Annotated in this window: 14 protein-coding genes and 1 tRNA gene; 10 read left to right on the top strand and 5 right to left on the bottom strand. The window is 54.3% G+C overall.

Annotated elements, in window-relative coordinates; genetic code table 11:
- Positions 1–98: 98 nt before the first annotated feature.
- Genes SULPSESMR1_RS10560 through SULPSESMR1_RS10550 form a run of 3 tightly spaced genes read left to right on the top strand, consistent with a single transcriptional unit; the run spans position 99 to position 2,470 of the window.
- On the top strand, positions 99–1,052 hold the full coding sequence (locus SULPSESMR1_RS10560; RefSeq protein ID WP_089420779.1) for a diacylglycerol/lipid kinase family protein: 954 nt from the start codon (positions 99–101) through the stop codon (positions 1,050–1,052).
- Complete coding sequence (locus SULPSESMR1_RS10555) at positions 1,049–1,870, top strand: metallophosphoesterase family protein (protein ID WP_089420778.1); 822 nt, start codon at positions 1,049–1,051, stop codon at positions 1,868–1,870. The genes SULPSESMR1_RS10560 and SULPSESMR1_RS10555 overlap by 4 nt, the downstream gene beginning before the upstream one ends.
- A gap of 3 nt (positions 1,871–1,873) precedes the next feature.
- Entirely contained in the window at positions 1,874–2,470 is a 597-nt protein-coding gene (locus tag SULPSESMR1_RS10550; RefSeq protein ID WP_089420777.1) for a DedA family protein, read from the top strand.
- 69 nt (positions 2,471–2,539) lie between these two features.
- On the opposite strand, the gene SULPSESMR1_RS24960 is transcribed toward SULPSESMR1_RS10550, so the two are convergent.
- Positions 2,540–2,611, bottom strand: a tRNA-Cys gene (locus SULPSESMR1_RS24960).
- Positions 2,612–2,672: 61 nt separating this feature from the next.
- Here SULPSESMR1_RS24960 and SULPSESMR1_RS25410 point away from each other — a divergent pair.
- The 7 genes from SULPSESMR1_RS25410 (at position 2,673) to SULPSESMR1_RS10510 (ending at position 8,917) form a co-directional block, all read left to right on the top strand.
- Complete coding sequence (locus SULPSESMR1_RS25410) at positions 2,673–3,572, top strand: helix-turn-helix domain-containing protein (RefSeq protein ID WP_250161456.1); 900 nt, start codon at positions 2,673–2,675, stop codon at positions 3,570–3,572.
- A gap of 188 nt (positions 3,573–3,760) precedes the next feature.
- Positions 3,761–4,042 carry a plasmid mobilization relaxosome protein MobC gene (gene mobC, locus SULPSESMR1_RS10535; RefSeq protein ID WP_089422278.1) on the top strand — a complete coding sequence of 94 codons (282 nt, stop codon included), beginning with the start codon at positions 3,761–3,763 and terminating at the stop codon, positions 4,040–4,042.
- On the top strand, positions 4,036–5,595 hold the full coding sequence (locus SULPSESMR1_RS10530) for a relaxase/mobilization nuclease domain-containing protein (protein WP_089420776.1): 1,560 nt from the start codon (positions 4,036–4,038) through the stop codon (positions 5,593–5,595). Before mobC ends, SULPSESMR1_RS10530 begins: the two co-directional genes overlap by 7 nt.
- A gap of 53 nt (positions 5,596–5,648) precedes the next feature.
- On the top strand, positions 5,649–6,155 hold the full coding sequence (locus SULPSESMR1_RS10525) for a hypothetical protein (protein WP_089420775.1): 507 nt from the start codon (positions 5,649–5,651) through the stop codon (positions 6,153–6,155).
- Between the two features lie 2 nt (positions 6,156–6,157).
- Positions 6,158–7,195, top strand: a complete 1,038-nt coding sequence (locus SULPSESMR1_RS10520) for a type IV secretion system protein (RefSeq protein ID WP_157729004.1) — start codon at positions 6,158–6,160, stop codon at positions 7,193–7,195.
- A 148-nt stretch (positions 7,196–7,343) separates the two neighbouring features.
- On the top strand, positions 7,344–8,642 hold the full coding sequence (locus tag SULPSESMR1_RS10515) for an IS701 family transposase (RefSeq protein ID WP_089420773.1): 1,299 nt from the start codon (positions 7,344–7,346) through the stop codon (positions 8,640–8,642).
- A gap of 23 nt (positions 8,643–8,665) precedes the next feature.
- On the top strand, positions 8,666–8,917 hold the full coding sequence (locus tag SULPSESMR1_RS10510) for a hypothetical protein (RefSeq protein ID WP_157729003.1): 252 nt from the start codon (positions 8,666–8,668) through the stop codon (positions 8,915–8,917).
- A 903-nt stretch (positions 8,918–9,820) separates the two neighbouring features.
- On the opposite strand, the gene SULPSESMR1_RS10505 is transcribed toward SULPSESMR1_RS10510, so the two are convergent.
- From SULPSESMR1_RS10505 to SULPSESMR1_RS10490, 4 genes are read right to left on the bottom strand one after another with little or no spacing between them, the layout of a single operon-like run.
- Positions 9,821–10,858, bottom strand: a complete 1,038-nt coding sequence (locus SULPSESMR1_RS10505; protein ID WP_089420771.1) for a hypothetical protein — start codon at positions 10,856–10,858, stop codon at positions 9,821–9,823.
- Between the two features lie 4 nt (positions 10,859–10,862).
- Positions 10,863–12,857 (bottom strand): ORC-CDC6 family AAA ATPase, encoded by a 1,995-nt coding sequence (locus SULPSESMR1_RS10500; protein WP_089420770.1) that lies wholly within the window; start codon positions 12,855–12,857, stop codon positions 10,863–10,865.
- Positions 12,857–13,807 (bottom strand): phosphoribosyltransferase-like protein, encoded by a 951-nt coding sequence (locus tag SULPSESMR1_RS10495; RefSeq protein WP_157729002.1) that lies wholly within the window; start codon positions 13,805–13,807, stop codon positions 12,857–12,859. Before SULPSESMR1_RS10495 ends, SULPSESMR1_RS10500 begins: the two co-directional genes overlap by 1 nt.
- Positions 13,804–15,000 carry a DNA cytosine methyltransferase gene (locus tag SULPSESMR1_RS10490; RefSeq protein ID WP_089420768.1) on the bottom strand — a complete coding sequence of 399 codons (1,197 nt, stop codon included), beginning with the start codon at positions 14,998–15,000 and terminating at the stop codon, positions 13,804–13,806. Before SULPSESMR1_RS10490 ends, SULPSESMR1_RS10495 begins: the two co-directional genes overlap by 4 nt.
- Positions 15,001–15,258 lie beyond the last annotated feature (258 nt).

The raw sequence follows: 15,258 nt of genomic DNA, 5'->3' as shown, positions 1-15,258 counted from the left end.
TTGCAGCGTTAAGAGACAGGCCCGTATCGAACTGATCGCGATGATGGGGCGATCCCGTGCGAGAACTGCGCGGGCGGACCCGTGCGAAAGGCGAGAATATGCAACCGATGATAGCGACTGGCCCCCAGACTGCCAAGCAACCTTTGCGGGCGCACGTTCTGGTTAACCTTAAATCGGGGCGTGGTTCAGACCATCCAGAGATCGAGGATCTTGAGCGGGCCTTTAATGAATACGGTATTGCGGCAGAGATTATTCACCTTACACCCGGTGATGACATCCCCGCCCGTGCGGCCGAACTTGCCAGCAAGGGTGCCGAACTGGTTGTTGCCGCTGGGGGCGATGGAACGATTTGTGGCGTGGCTTCGGGGCTGGTTGACACCCAAACGGCTTTGGGAGTGATCCCGCTGGGAACATTCAACTATTTCGGTCGATCGTTGGACATACCCGAAACCGTGGTCGAGGCGGTTGCCGTTGTCGCCCGCAACAACCGCAGACCGCTTCCCGTGGGGATCATCAACGACCGTGTGTTTTTGAACAACGCCAGTCTGGGGATTTACCCGCAAATTCTGCAAACCCGCGAAACCGTATATGCCCGTTGGGGACGCAGCCGCGTTGCCGCCTATTGGTCGGTGTTGAAAACAATGATGCGTCTGCCCCGACAGCTGAAACTACAGGTCACCGTCGAAGGGAAAACCCGCGAGGTTAAGACCTCGTTGCTTTTTGCGGTCTCTAATGCATTCCAGATGCAGCAGATGGGGCTGGAGGGCGAAGAATGTATCAAAGCGGGCAAGCTGGCGGTGCTGATTGCGCCGAACGCCGGTCGCGCAGGGCTGTTGAAAAACGGACTGGCGCTGATGCTGGGCCGCGCACAGCGTAATCAGGACTTTGAACTGCTTTGCGCCGAACGTCTGCACATTACCTGCAAACGCAAGTCGCTGCTGGTAGCGCGCGACGGCGAGCGTTCGCGGATATCCGGGCCGTTTGATTTGGAACTGCGCCACGGGGCGCTGACTGTCCTTACGCCGGATAGCGCTGTCGGGGGCGTGCGATGAAACGTATCATCCACCTGTCCGATTTGCACTTTGGTCGCGACCGTCCCGAACTGATGGCGCCGTTGCTGGAACGGATCAACGGGTTGGACGCCGATCTGGTCGCGATTTCCGGTGACCTGACACAACGCGCCCGCGCCCGGCAGTTTCAGCAGGCGCGCACGTTCATCGATGCCATCGACGGGCCGACGCTGGTGGTGCCCGGCAATCACGACACGCCGCTGTATAACTTTTTTGAACGTGTGGTCTGGCCTTTTCGCCGTTATCGCAGCTGGATCAATCGCGATTTGCAACCTGTGGTGCATACACCGCAGGCGTCGGTCGTCGGGATTAATTCTGTTAACCCGCTGGGCATCCAGCGCGGATGGTTTAGCCCCAAGGACATTCGCCGCGTGCGCCGAGGGTTTCGGGATGCTGCCGAAGGCGCCATGCGCATCGTAGTCGTGCATCATCCGCTGGAACATCTGCCGGGGGAAGACAAGAAGCTGATGCGCGGTGCGCGTGCGGCGATCAAGGCATTGGGCGAGGCGGGCACCGACATTGTGCTGTCGGGGCATCTGCACAGTTGGCGTGCCGAAACCTTTGCGCACATCGAAGTGCACCGCGGTGTCATCCAGATTCACGCAGGCACCGGCCTGTCAAATCGCGTCCGTGGGGAACCGAATGATTTCAACCTGCTGCACCTTGATGGCGATCTGGTGCATGTGGAACGCTTTGCTGCCGTCGAAAGCACCCGCAGCTTTGATCACCACCAGAAGGTCAGCTTTACCCGCGATGTGGATGGCTGGACCCAATGCACTCCGATTACTCAACAGAAGTAGACCATGTTTGACTGGATCACAGGACTGATTTCGCAATCCGGCTTGCCGGGAATTTTCCTGCTGATGCTGGGCGAAAACATGTTTCCGCCGATCCCGTCTGAAGTGATCATGCCATTGGGCGGATTTCTGGTGGAAAAGGGCGAACTGACCATGCCGGGTGTGATCATTGCAGGCAGCCTTGGGTCATTGTTGGGCACCACGCTTTGGTATTGGGCCGCGGTCCGCTTGGGCGACCAACGCATGCGCGATCTGATCGTGAACTACGGGCGCTGGCTGACCATGTCCGAAGCCGACTACGACCGCGCGCGAGACTGGTTCGAGCGCCACGGCAATCTTGCGGTTCTGATTGGGCGGATGATCCCGGGCGTGCGCACATTGATTTCGGTGCCTGCTGGGCTGACGGGGATGCCGATAACACGGTTTTTGGCCCTGTCACTGGTGGGTAGCGTGATATGGGTCGCCCTGCTGACCGCTGCGGGCTATGCGCTGGGCAGCCAGTTTGCGCTGGTCTCGGACTGGATCAATCCGGTAAGCAACCTGCTGTTTGCCGGACTTGCGATCGTATATGTGTACCGGCTGTTCACGCACAAGGGGGCGTGACGGTCAGGCGGGGCACCGCATAGCTCATGCGCTGCATGAAGTGTTCGGTGTAAGTTGTTGAAAAAAGTGTGGAGGCGAGTAGGAGAATCGAACTCCTGTACGCGGATTTGCAATCCAGACTCTTATCCCGAAAAAACAAGCGCTTAGGCCTGAAATGGTATCAGGACATATGTCGAACCATTGGGAAACCTGATACCCCTGCTTGGGTTGGCTCAAAGCCATGAGCGGGATGGCGTTGATTTGGGCCGCGAACGTCAAAGGCCTCAAGCCTGCGGCAAAGATTGTGCTGATCCAACTGGCGGATTTCCACAACAAAGAGACGGGCCAATGCAACCCGAGCGCTCAGCGTTTGGCGGACGAGTGCGAGATGGGCCGCGCTACGCTGTTCCGACATATGGCGACGTTAGAGGATTGCGGCCTTGTCACGCGGCATGCTCGTGGTGACGGTGATGGTGGACGAGGGGCGAACCAGTATGAGTTGCACCTCGATATTACCCTTGGCCCCAGCGCCCGCTCAAAGGGCGGAGGCAGCGGTCAGAATGGGGTTGCGTCTCAAAATGAGACTGGGGGAAACGTCTCAAAAACACGACGGAAAAGTCTCAAGGCTGAGACAGGGGTAGTCCCAAATCGAGACACGAACCTTACCATTGAACCTACAATAGAACCACCTACGCGCGAGCGTGTGGTGGCGGAGGGTGAAGTAGCTGAAAAGGTGTTGGCGGCCTATCCACCAGACCGGGTGCGGCGGAAGGCGGAGAGCCTCAGGTGGATCAGGGAGGCCTTGGACGCCGGGACCGAGGTCGAGGACCTGTTGCAGGCCGTGAAGGCCTATGCGACCGAGAGTTCGGGCTTCACCCGGTCGAAGGTCTGTTTTTCCGACAACTGGTTCAAGTCCGGACGGTGGCATGCCTATATCGAGGACATCGCCAGGAGCCGTGAAGAGACGAAGGCAAGACAGGCTGAGGCGCTGGCGGGCTTGGCAGACTGGGTGACAGATCAACATCCGCTCTGCCGCCACATCACGCCGGGCCAAGTCGACGCGTTGCTGGCCGCAAAGCTGGTGACTCAGGCGCAAATCCAAGCGGCGGGCCTCAGATCATGAGCGCCAACGGACCGACCGAAGCGCAAACAGCAAGGCGACCCATGTCATACGCTGGCGCTTCTGACACGGGACCTTGCGAGGGGCGGCACGCCTCCCCTTCGAACCCCACCGGCGCGGGCAAAGCCCGCACCAAAGAGCCGCTGACCGAGACCTTCGTCTTTCGGTGCACAACCGCAGAGAAGGCTCAGTTGCGCGCCAAGGCCGAGGCTGCTGGCCTGCCCGCCGCGACCTTGCTGCGCGAGGCGCTCGGCCTAACCGAAGCGCGCCGTCGCAAACCCGTCCCCCGCGTCGATCCGGCGCTGGTGCTGGCCGTCGGGCGCATCGGTGGCAACCTCAACCAGATCGCCCGCTGGCTGAACCGGGCGATGCTTGTGCGGGGCGCGGACCTCGATGGGCTGGCGGTTGCCCGCCACTTGCTGACCATCGAGCGCCAGCTCGCACAGATCATCGAGGCCGCGCGCCGATGCTGATCAAGTTCTTCCGCAATGGCAAAGGCGCGGGCGCTGGTCCGGTCGGTTACCTCGTGGCGGACAAGGTGCTGGCCTATGACGACAATCGCGATCTGATCCGCGATGCAGATGGTCAGTCGATGACCGTAACCCGCGACCCGTTGCCCGAGGTTTTGCGCGGCGATCCGGCCCGCACTGAGGCGTTGATTGACGCCAGCGGCAATCAGTGGACCTATCGCGCGGGCGTCATCAGTTTTGCCGCCATGGACGCACCTGACGAAGCACAGCAGGCTGAGGTCATGGACGCCTTCGAACGCCTCGCCTTTGCCGGGATGGACGCCGAGCAATATGACATGCTCTGGGTGCGCCACACCCACGAGGACCGCGTTGAGCTGCACTTCTGTACGCCGCGCTTGGAACTGACCTCTGGCCGCAGCCAGAACATCGCACCACCCGGCTATCAGCACGCTTTCGACAGTCTGCGTGATCTGATGAACAGGACGCATGATTGGGCCGATCCGATGGAACTGGCGCGCGCGCAAGAGGTCCGCGACCCCATCGAAGCCACACACCGCGCCCAGGGCCGAGACGAACTGCATGCGTGGGTGTTGGATCAAGTCAGCGTTGGCTTGATCACCGACCGCGCGAGCATGGTCGAAGCCCTTACCGATGTGGGCTTCGAGCTCCCCCGCGCGGGTAAGGCCTACCTTACCGCACTTGATCCGGAAACTGGCGAGCGCTGGCGTTTGAAAGGAGAGATTTTTCATGAAGACTGGCAAGCCGACACGGCTGAGCGAGAAGCTGAACGCGGATATGGACGCAATCCGGCAAGAGCATGCCGACTTGATGGCTTCACAATTGGAGAGCTTCAGGACCAATATGACCAGCATTGCGCAAAGCGCGCAGACTACAATCAAGACCGATACCCAACGGTTCATGGAGCAGAACCGGAACTGGCTCAGAGAGCTGACCAGTCAGGCCAAAGATTGCGTGGTGATATCGCCTTGGATGATCCTGTGGATCGCCGTGTCCGGGATCGCGATGATGATGTTGGCGAGCCTGTTCTGGACAGCAGTCATGACGCGCTCCGAGATCGAGGACATGGGTTTGACCCGCATAACGCGGGACAACCACACATGGCTGATCATGGACCCGGATCGAACAGAATTGCAGACCTGTACGCTGGCGAGAGCGCCGGTCATGTGCCTCAAGATCAGAGAGAGATAGAAAATCATGGCCCTGACAGCATTGGAAAACGACTTGCTCGCGTACGTCGAGCGGTTGGTGACAGCTTGCGAAACGTTGACCGAAGAATTGAACGGATTAGAGGCGCGCTCGACCGACGGGATGCAGAACCAGATGGATGGTTTGGCCGCCTGCGTGTCGGCGCTCATTCAGTCGCAAACAGCATCAATGGCTGCGTTGCAAGACTTGTTGAGCGCGGGTTCGAACTACAGCGCGGTCAACGGTCAGTTGCAGACCAGCTTGAGGTTAGTGAAAGCCGCCGAGAAGCAGTTGAACGATCACTAGAAAACCTCCGCGAACAGTCCCGCTCCGATGGTTACAGCCGATAGCTGCCTTCGCCAACCGATCCAACTTTGATCCCCCTAGATAAGGACACCCGCCCATGAATTTCACACTCATTCCCACAATCTCAACCGCCTTTTTCATGGCCGCGTCGGTAGCGGCGGAGGATGCCGCCCCACAGGATTTCACTGACCTGACGATCCCAGAATTTTCCAAACCAACGGACGACCAAACTGAATATGTCGATATGCAAAAGCTCAACGGCCGCTTCTGTCCCGACCACCCTTTTCGCCCCGGCTGGGTCATGGTCCAGCCACGCGGATACCAATGGAAAACAGGGCTTATGCAGGACTATTATTACCTGCAAAGGTCCCGCGCCGTCGTTGCGGCGGGCCAGTGTTCCTGTGATCTGATGTTTCCATCTTGGGATGACATGCGCCCTGAACTTGAGCAGCTTCTAGCGCAATTGCCAGACGACAGCGCATCAGAATTCACACCGGATCAGGGCCGACAGCTGCGCGAGATCGAGCGCGCGATGCAGCAGGAAAAGCGGGCGATAGCGTCTGAGTTCGGACAGCTTTGCCAAACCATCATCATGGGAGAATGAGCATGGGATTTGTTGAAAAGATTTATACATCCGTCATCGGCGTGCTGGATGGAGTGGCAGAACAGCAGTTTGGCCAGGTAGCGGCGCAGCTTGGTTCGACGGGGCAAATCCTAGCGACGATTGCAGTGATCCTCATGCTGATCAACCTTGGTTCTCAGACGGTGCCCATGACACAGGAGACGGTCCTTGTCACATCGCTGAAAATGGTGCTGATTGCCGGTTTCTTACAAAACTGGAGTCAGTTCAACTCGTTGGCAAACGCTGTTTTTGACCTGTTCGACGGGGTGTCAGCTGCACTGGTAAATTCAGTGGTCAGCGGGACCGGTGATGCCTTGAGTGGCCCCAGATCATTTGCTGCGTCCTTTGATGATATTCTCGCCCGCGTGGCAGACTACGCCAACGTAACCGCGGGGCGGCTGAATATCTTGGGATCGGTCATCAACGGCATTGTGTGGCTTCTAATGGCAGTATTTTCCGCCGTGGTGGCGCTTCTTATGGTCGGTTCCCGGATCGTCATCACCCTGTTGATCGGCCTGGCACCGCTTGCGATCCTCTGCACGATGTTCAGTTGGTCAAAAGGCTACTTTGAACGATGGTTGAGCGCGGTCGTCGCGTTTTCATTTTATCCCGTCGTCATCGCCGCGGTTTTTGCGACCGTCATAGGGCTTCTCGGGGCCGTCATTGATCTGGTGGGCGACCCCGTGGCGATCACATCTATCGGGCAGGTCACGCCTGTTCTGGGCGTCCTGTGCCTGTCGACATTGCTGGCAGCCATGGTGCCCATGATTGTGACGGCGATTACAGGTAACATCGGCCTTCAAGATATGGTTACGGCAGGGCTTGGCCGCGCATCGTCCCGTCTTGCCGGAGCTGCAGGCGGCAAAGCCTATCAACAGACCAAGAAGGCGGCATCGACGGTGACAGGGAATGCCGCTGCCTACACGAGGAATCCGATAACGAACACGCGTGAACAAGTTACTTCGCGGGCGGCACAGATCAACCGTGCGGCGGAGCGAGTGCAGCGGCTGCGCAGGAAGTGATCGGGGGCGTCCGCAGATATATTTTCGATAAACGAGGGGAGAACTAACACTACTTTGGCAGATTTTCGCTGACCTGAAATTCACCGGATTCACTGGGGACGTTTTGGGTGATTCATAGGGAGCCAGCATTGAGGGAGGCTGGCGGTTTATGGGAACCTGGCGGGACGATCTGGAAGGTTGGCTGGCACCGTTTGTTGCGGCGCTCGGGCACAAGACGCGAGGGCGGATGTGTCCGGCCTATGTCGCGGGTCTGATCGGCCCGGGCGACCGCAAGAGCGTGCAGCCGATGGCGGCGCGGGACGGGGTGGTAAGCTATGACCAGCTGCATCATTTCATCGCCGACGGGGTCTGGGACAGTGCGCCGCTGGAGGCAGCACTTCTGGCCGAGGCCGACAGGCTGGTTGGCGGCGATGAGGCCTTTCTGATCATTGATGATACCTGCCTGCCGAAGAAGGGGGATCGCTCGGTCGGGGTTGCGCCGCAATATGCGTCCTCGCTGGGCAAGACTGCGAACTGCCAGTCCCTGGTCTCGTTGACGCTGGCCTCAGGGGAGGTTCCTGTGATGGTGGGGTTGCGGCTGTTTCTGCCCGAGGCTTGGACGGGCGATCCTGACCGCATGGCCCGCGCCCGTGTGCCGGAGGATCGGCAGATAGCCTTGAGCAAGCCGGAGATCGCCATCGCGGAGATCGACCGGGTGCGGGCCGCAGGCGTCCACTTCGGCTGCGTGCTGGCTGATGCGGGTTACGGATCGAGCGGGCCTTTCCGCCACGCGCTGAGCACACGAGGCCTCGCCTGGGCAGTCGGTCTGTCGCGGCGCCAGAACGTCTATCCGGTCGATGTCGGACTGATCTTTCCCGAGGCCGGGCGTGGGCGCCGCCGCAAATATCACCTGCCGGATCGCGCGGCCGTTTCCGCCGAACAGATGCTGGAAGGTGAAAAATGGAGGAAGCTCAGCTGGCGGCAGGGCACCAAAGGCAGGCTGACCTGCCGGTTCGCCGCAACCCGCGTCCGGATCGCCGATGGCCACAAACACCGTATGGCCGACGGTCGCGTGCAGGCCATGCCGGGAGATGAGGAGGTCTGGCTGATCGGTGAGCGTCGTGCGACCGGCGAGCGGAAATACTACGCCTCGAACCTGCCAGCCGACACCAGCCTCAAGGCGCTCGCCGCTGCCGTCAAGGCCCGATGGATTTGCGAACAGGCGCATCAGCAACTCAAGGAGGAGCTGGGCCTCGACCACTTCGAGGGCCGGTCCTGGACCGGCCTTCACCGACACGCTCTGATGACGATGATCGCCTACGCCTTCCTGCAATCCCGCCGCCTCAAGGCCGCGGGACGGGAAAAAAAGAGTCCCCGGACCACCCCCGCAACCGACCATGCCAGCCGTCAGGCAAGCCATCCTCGACGCATTCGCGAAACCCCCACCAATACGATGCCCTCACTGTGAAAAGCTCATCGAAGAACGCCCAGATGAAAATCTGCCAAAGTAGTGCTAAGATGAAGAATCATGTATTTGATAGGGCGCTGGCTTATGATGAAGCTGCACAACGGCAACTCATCGACGCTGCTTACGAAACAAAGGACAAAAAAGAGATTGATACGGCCCTCATCCATGTGGCCACGGTTCGGCGCATGAAATCCAGCGGCATTTTTGACCTGTTTTCAGCCTTTCCTGATGATGATTCCGAGGGTCCCCCTGAAACTATTAGCTGGGAACGGTGACCATGTGTCATGTCGCCGAGACAATTTTTTGGGGCGCTGATCAGTCTACAATGGTCTATCGTCAGAACGATCTTCTTCTGACAAGCGTTTCGTCAATGCCTGTAGGATGACCGCTTCGATTTCGCATATGCAAAGACCGGCAATATGTATGCTCACAAAAGGTTCACTCAGGCAAGCTACTATGCTCGCAAATGCTTGTTTACAAACAAAAGAGATCCTTAGTTCGTGCCTTACCGTTGGTATACACGGCCAGCATGGGCGCACATGACGCCGGAAGCAACGCAGCCGGACGCCTAAGGTATGTATAGGCATTTGTTGACACAGAGACAAGAAAATGAGCCTAGAGCGGTTAACTGTGCATTTGGCTTCAAATGGACCAATCGCAGGCGCGATGATCAGATCGGCAAGGCCAAGAGCAGTAAGCTGTCTTAGGCCATCTGCCCTGCCCAAGGCATGCAGTGGCAATCGGGCCGTTACCGACTGGTTAATATTACACTGCGAATCAATTGTCCGACGACCGGATCATCCGAACTGAACGTACGGACCGTCGAGGATGTACGAGTTTCCTGGGGTGCTTTAGGAAAAAAATCTGAAACTATAGGGTGAGTGGCGTGTTCAATGCACCATCAGTTGCGCTCAAGAAAACCTATTACCACTAGGTGTTGAACAGGGGGCAATATCGTGAGATATGCGTCGTCAGGAGCTAAAATTCCGTTTCTGCGGCGAGCGGTTGACCTGAGCAGGGTTTCACCATAAGTCTTCATCTCCAAACCGCGAAACCAGCTTAGAGGCTTGTCCGCGGGCGTTGTGGCTCGGTGCCACAGCAGACATCTCATACACGTTTACTTGTGTGAGAGAGTAGCGGTTTGAACTTTTTTTAGCGGCGGCCCCAAGGGGCCGCCGTCAAAGTTCATAGATGAATTTTCCATCCTTTTTCACTGCGTACGCCCAACTGTCTAGGGTGTCATGCCTTAGAGCTACATCGTTTGTGTAGTTCACGGCGTATTTCTGTGGTTGGGAATAATACACGGGGACCTCTGCCTTCCCTGATCGCTCCGAAGCGATCGCAAACAGGCACATGGCTAGCGAAAATGGCTTGGGACCATAAGGAGCCATAACCGAAGTTCTGTCGCCGCCCTCGGTTACAATCTTGATCGCGTCAAATGTCTGCGAAACGTCCATCGAATCTAAATGCAGGTAGCTTATCGGATCGGACCCTTCAAGCAGGCTATCATCTCTTTGCACTTTCATCTCAACTTCCTGAACGAACTTCCAGTTCCGGTGAATGCCGGGTGGACCCGGTGGGAACGGAAAAAGCAGTTGCAGAGACATTGCCTTATCGTCTCCGAACAGCTGCATCATGCTATGTGTGTGAAAACCCACTCCAACAAATGCAAAGTCATGATCATCGCGGTCGTCTTCTGACATGAAAGTCGGCAGCACGCGAAGAGTTTCCGGGTTTACAGAAAGTGCTTCTGCGTGAACGTCTCCTTTGGTGTATATGACCTGAAGGTTAAGCACATCTGGGTTCTGGACCAAAAATCTTACCATCGGAAAGAACCAGCGCTTTGGTAAAGATGTGATGTCCAAAACGACGTTGCCAGACGCAGCTCCAGCCCTTTCGCATATAGTTCTGATAGTGTCGATAGATGCCTTTAGTGGTTCCCGTACTTGGTGGATATTTGCAGAACAATTGGCTGTCATTATTTCGAGGTTGGTGCTGTAGGCTCGCTCGCGCTCTGCTTGTTCCTCTGTTTGACCCAACAAAGGGTCATCAATTCGGATAAAAAAAACCTCGTCGCTGCTTGTCGTAGAGGCGACAACGGATTTGGCGCTGCGCTTTTCAAAGCCGTGGCAGGCAATGAAGCTCCATTTTTCCTCATCGTACTTTGCACGCAGCCAAGAAGGGCGACCCCAAGGGCGAAATTTGAAGCTTTGCATTTTTTTAAAACAACTCTTCTTGCTGCGCTTTCGGGCTTTGCGCTAGCGGAACGTCATAGCCTGCATTATAAATCCAGTTGGCGACTTCGCGGATGCGAGCGTAATACGGCTCTTTGGTTCGAACGTACGGAAGTCCTAACGTTGGGCAGAAAATGGGGTGAAAGTAAAATTTGGTGCGCTGCCCGGCTCCTGTATTTTTAGTTGTGTGTCGAAGCATGAGCATGTTGCCGTAATCTGCTAATTGTTCGAGGAAACCTCTCACGGCAGGGAGATTGTCAAGCTCTTCATTCAGAACAGAAAACCCATTCGCTCCTGGATAACTTAACTTATCGTCCGACAAAATCTTGTTGCGGAGTACATCGCCCACATTTTTCACGAATCTTGCTCTTTCAGCACTGCGACCCGACTGCTGAAAGATCATATCGTACCATGCATTGCTAGCTCTATGAATCGCAGTGGATTGGACCCCTACATTAATCTCAGGAAGAGTTGACCGTGAAACTTCGGGTCTGTCATTGCGTTGTAGCCATGTGCTCCAAATGAATTGGTTTAGGCCCAGGAATACCAAGATGCTTCCACCTGAAAGCTCCAAAATTTCCTTCGCCCCTCCCCAGATCGATTTTTGTCTGCTTTGAGAAGCAATCAATACTGCGAGAACATTCGCTCGCTCTTTCCTCCACCAACGGTTGGAGTTCCGCATCCAGGGTAATTGCTCATCGCGAACATCTATGCTTTCTAGGTCGCCTTTCTGCTTTAGCCAATACTCACCAAGTTTTGCGCAGTATAAGTCTTTTTTGGCGAGACGGATCAAGGCTTCTTTAGTCTCCTTCGACCAGTTAATATCAACTTTAAGATATTTTTCAGGTTCTCGTAACCCCATCTCCTGGTTAACTTTTTGCACAGGCGTGAGGTTCGAGCCGTATACTTGTTCAAGCAGATCATGGTCTTGTTCTTCCGAGAAAGTGAACTGTGCATAACGGAGACGCCTTACAAAAACATCTTTTGCAAAGTTGTCGAAAACATTATTTGCTCGCGCGCTGTCATCTTCGTCTTTCTTAAGGATTTGATCGAGGTCAATATATTTATAATCCCTCATAAACTCCAGATTTCCGCTTGTTCCATGTATCCGGCCGTGACTTCTCCACGAATAACCTCTCGTACCTATACGGTAAGAAAGTTCTGGATTGCGCGATGCGAGAGCTTTGTTAATTACGGCACGGTAATCCACAGATTGCCCGGGTGTGTCGCGCGACGAGATGTTTCCAAGTTCTTCATACTGATCTATATCGACAAAAACATTTGTGTCGCCATCCAGCGCTCCACTCGAATGGAGTAGTTCGGATAGCGCAATTTGAGGAACGCCGATCGGTGTCGCCGTATCGAACATTTCACTGGATAGTTCCAAGTCTTTCCCATGAACAAATCGCCGATAGAGTTTGGCACGACGTTGCAACTGAAGTCTTAAATCTTTGATCGAGGCACATTCATCTATCCAGCCTTCCCACACGGCTAAGCTGGCTATTTGAGATGCGAGTTGATCCATCTGATCTTGATTGAAGTTTAGGCCAACTTCTTTCTTAATGTTCTTAGAAGCGCCAAGATAGACCTCAATGCTCTCTAAAAGGCTATCACAGATTAGGTAGTTTAGGAAATCGGCGAAAAGAAGTTCCGTCTTTTGGACATCTTCATCAATCGCATCACGATAGCCAAAATCGATAACGCTGCTATGCGCTAGATTGACGGAACCACACACAAACTTTCTCATCGTTTCCGGAACAGGAAATTCTCTATTGGCTTGTTCGTATTCGATTCTTGTTTGTGGTTTAAGCAGTTTGAGTAGCATGCTTTTCCCACATCCTTGTATTCCGGTAACAACAATGTTCCCAGGCATAAATAGGGGTTCCGTGTGCGTAACAAGCATCGGGCTGAAAATGGTGACGAATTCTGTTGAGCTGATCCGGTCACCTACGTAGAGTTCAAAAAATGGATTTGCTTTCATTATTGTCTATTCACCCTCGGGAAAAGTGGCGTCCAAGTTTCTGATTCAAAGTGGAAAATTGGCAGTGAATTGTTGGGGCAGTTGGAATACATCACCACTTTGGCTCCAGTTTGCTTGAAACCAAACATTAGTTCTTCCGATGTCACCCCCACCTTTTCTTTCAGTTCGCAAAGAAATGTCTCCGTTTTAGTTGCTTTGTTGGCCTTCGTATTGTCATACGAGTGAAACGCTGAGGGCGGCAGCAATAGCGCGGGGTCATATGTCACGTTGTCCAGTTCGCTAACGGTATCAATCAACACTTCATCGCCCTTGGGACAAACAATTAGCGGGCACAAAAGTATCCGGGTTTTCGGAAGGGCATTGGCGGCGAACTTAACTACATCTTTTGCCTGTGTTCCAGATCCAACAAAATCCTCTAACAGGACGAGGTCCCGGATATCTTTTCTTTTGACGTAGGTCTGAATTTTTTTAACATCACCAAACTGTCTTAGGGATCGCCAATCTGGGCGCTTATCCAAACTCTTGAGGCCGTTCACCTTTAGAAATGAGTTGATGCGCAAACTATCTGATATAGGGCATATCCAAGCCTTGTTAATTCTGTCTACCACATTTCTCTCTAGGTCGTCGGAGAAAATATCCACACTTTCAACTTCGAGCATCCAACGGAAAAGGTTGCCGTGAAAAACTGTACGATAGAGAGCTTCAAATTCACGACGACCGACAAAGAATACTTTTAGAAGAAGAGCGAGTAAATGCTGTCGGTCCTCTTCAGTGTCAACATTGTTCAGCCAATCGAGGAGACGCTGGCGAAACGGGTGAAACTGTGAGGGCTCATAGTCGTTAAAGACTTTCTTACTTAAAAAGTCGATCATGGATACGGACTCTGGAGGTAAGGGGCTGTCGTCAATTGGAAAATCCCAGGAAGGAGGAATTTGAGTCAATTTAGTCATGCCAATAACTCCCGACACGCTTTAGCGATTTGAATCGACATCGGTGGTGGAACCGCGTTCCCGATCAACCTGAAGGCCTCTTTCTCTCGCTCAGGGAAAATGAAGTCATCAGGAAACCCTTGCAGTCTTGCGGCTTCTCTAACAGTGAGGCCTCGATTTTCTGAAGGGTGCAAGAACAACTGAATGTCGCCAAACCGAGTGTCAACAGTAGGCGAAACATCGTCTGGGTCTAATCTGCGATATTTTCCGTTGAACGTGTCTCTAAGGTCATAGAGGCTATTATATTTTCGCATGTAGCCTCGGTCAATTAAAAGGGCCAGCTGATTTTGGGTAATTTCGGGGATTTCGGCGCTGATCTCCAAAAACGATACTGGGTCGGCATCGCCGAAGTTCCTCTTTCTGTTTCTTCTTCTTAAAGATCTAATTGTGGTTAAAATTTTCTTTTCATGTTTTGATGCGTGCCCAAACCATTCAGGGATGTCCCAAGTCGGGACACTTGCTTCCCCTCCTCGGACGTTGCACAATTTTTGCCCAATACCAATTCGCTTTGCAATAACTTCATGTTTGCTTCCGTTTGCCGGAAATTTTGGGTTGTGAGCCTGAATTGAGCTCGACATATTATGAAAAGCGCTTTCGACAGTGGGGGCATGCGACCGGCGTGGGGTTGGGCATCGAAAAGGTGCCTTCCCGAAGCGGGCAAATATTACCGTGCGCTTTCTCCTTTGGGCCACTCCGAAATCTGCGGCACAATAAACCTGAACCGAGCACGAGTATCCGCCCTCTGTAAGAGTCTGTATCGCTTGTTGCAGGTAATCTTGGTTCCGCTTATTGGTCAAAGCTGCCACATTTTCGATCACCGCAAGCTTTGCTTTACTTTCGACCACAAGTTCGCATGTTGCTAATAAAAGGGAGTTTCTAGGATCGTTTTCCTTATAGCCCCCGCCAGTAGAAAAACCCTGACATGGCGGTCCCGCCACTATGACGTCTGCCGGTGTCTCGAGCATCCAAGCGTTGTCGATAACTTGCTGCTTGGCTATGCTAGAATGGTTCAAATTGTAGCAAGAAACAGCATGAGCATCATTATCGAATGCTGCACGAATGTTGAATCCCGTGCGAGCGAATCCATAATCCAGCCCACCGCAACCTGAAAAAAGGCTGACTACCTGTAATGCGTTATGATCGGAGTCGAACATCTTGTTTCTACTTGCTGTTGCCTAGAAGCCTTTGATGAACTTTCTCTAGGCTAATCATTGGCCAAGCTGTTGAAATCACCATTGAGGCGCAACAAAGCGCTACAAGAGCCGCAAACGCTTCAACTGCCTGTGGTCCATCAACTAAAAAGCAGAATATGAAGATAAAATAGGACACTGATAGAACGCTGGCTTGGCAGATCAACGCGCGTATCGCTCGGGTCGTGATATTCTGCTTTAAAATGAAGAGAATTCCGTCTC

Origin of the sequence: Pseudosulfitobacter pseudonitzschiae (assembly GCF_002222635.1) — a bacterium.
In the GTDB taxonomy this organism is placed as follows: Bacteria; Pseudomonadota; Alphaproteobacteria; order Rhodobacterales; family Rhodobacteraceae; genus Pseudosulfitobacter; species Pseudosulfitobacter pseudonitzschiae_A.
The sequence above is the reverse complement of the archived record's forward strand: the minus strand, read 5'-3'. Positions and strand labels throughout refer to the sequence as shown.

What these genes read in the sequence shown, in the direction of transcription:
- SULPSESMR1_RS10530 (WP_089420776.1), top strand. Translation starts at nt 4,036, where the DNA reads ATGCTGATCAAGTTCTTCCGCAATGGCAAAGGCGCGGGCGCTGGTCCG.
- SULPSESMR1_RS10505 (WP_089420771.1), bottom strand. Translation starts at nt 10,858, where the DNA reads ATGCAAAGCTTCAAATTTCGCCCTTGGGGTCGCCCTTCTTGGCTGCGT.
- SULPSESMR1_RS10555 (WP_089420778.1), top strand. Translation starts at nt 1,049, where the DNA reads ATGAAACGTATCATCCACCTGTCCGATTTGCACTTTGGTCGCGACCGT.
- SULPSESMR1_RS10515 (WP_089420773.1), top strand. Translation starts at nt 7,344, where the DNA reads ATGGGAACCTGGCGGGACGATCTGGAAGGTTGGCTGGCACCGTTTGTT.
- SULPSESMR1_RS10560 (WP_089420779.1), top strand. Translation starts at nt 99, where the DNA reads ATGCAACCGATGATAGCGACTGGCCCCCAGACTGCCAAGCAACCTTTG.
- SULPSESMR1_RS10490 (WP_089420768.1), bottom strand. Translation starts at nt 15,000, where the DNA reads ATGTTCGACTCCGATCATAACGCATTACAGGTAGTCAGCCTTTTTTCA.
- SULPSESMR1_RS10550 (WP_089420777.1), top strand. Translation starts at nt 1,874, where the DNA reads ATGTTTGACTGGATCACAGGACTGATTTCGCAATCCGGCTTGCCGGGA.
- SULPSESMR1_RS10510 (WP_157729003.1), top strand. Translation starts at nt 8,666, where the DNA reads ATGAAAATCTGCCAAAGTAGTGCTAAGATGAAGAATCATGTATTTGAT.
- SULPSESMR1_RS10495 (WP_157729002.1), bottom strand. Translation starts at nt 13,807, where the DNA reads ATGACTAAATTGACTCAAATTCCTCCTTCCTGGGATTTTCCAATTGAC.
- SULPSESMR1_RS10525 (WP_089420775.1), top strand. Translation starts at nt 5,649, where the DNA reads ATGAATTTCACACTCATTCCCACAATCTCAACCGCCTTTTTCATGGCC.
- SULPSESMR1_RS10500 (WP_089420770.1), bottom strand. Translation starts at nt 12,857, where the DNA reads ATGAAAGCAAATCCATTTTTTGAACTCTACGTAGGTGACCGGATCAGC.
- SULPSESMR1_RS10520 (WP_157729004.1), top strand. Translation starts at nt 6,158, where the DNA reads ATGGGATTTGTTGAAAAGATTTATACATCCGTCATCGGCGTGCTGGAT.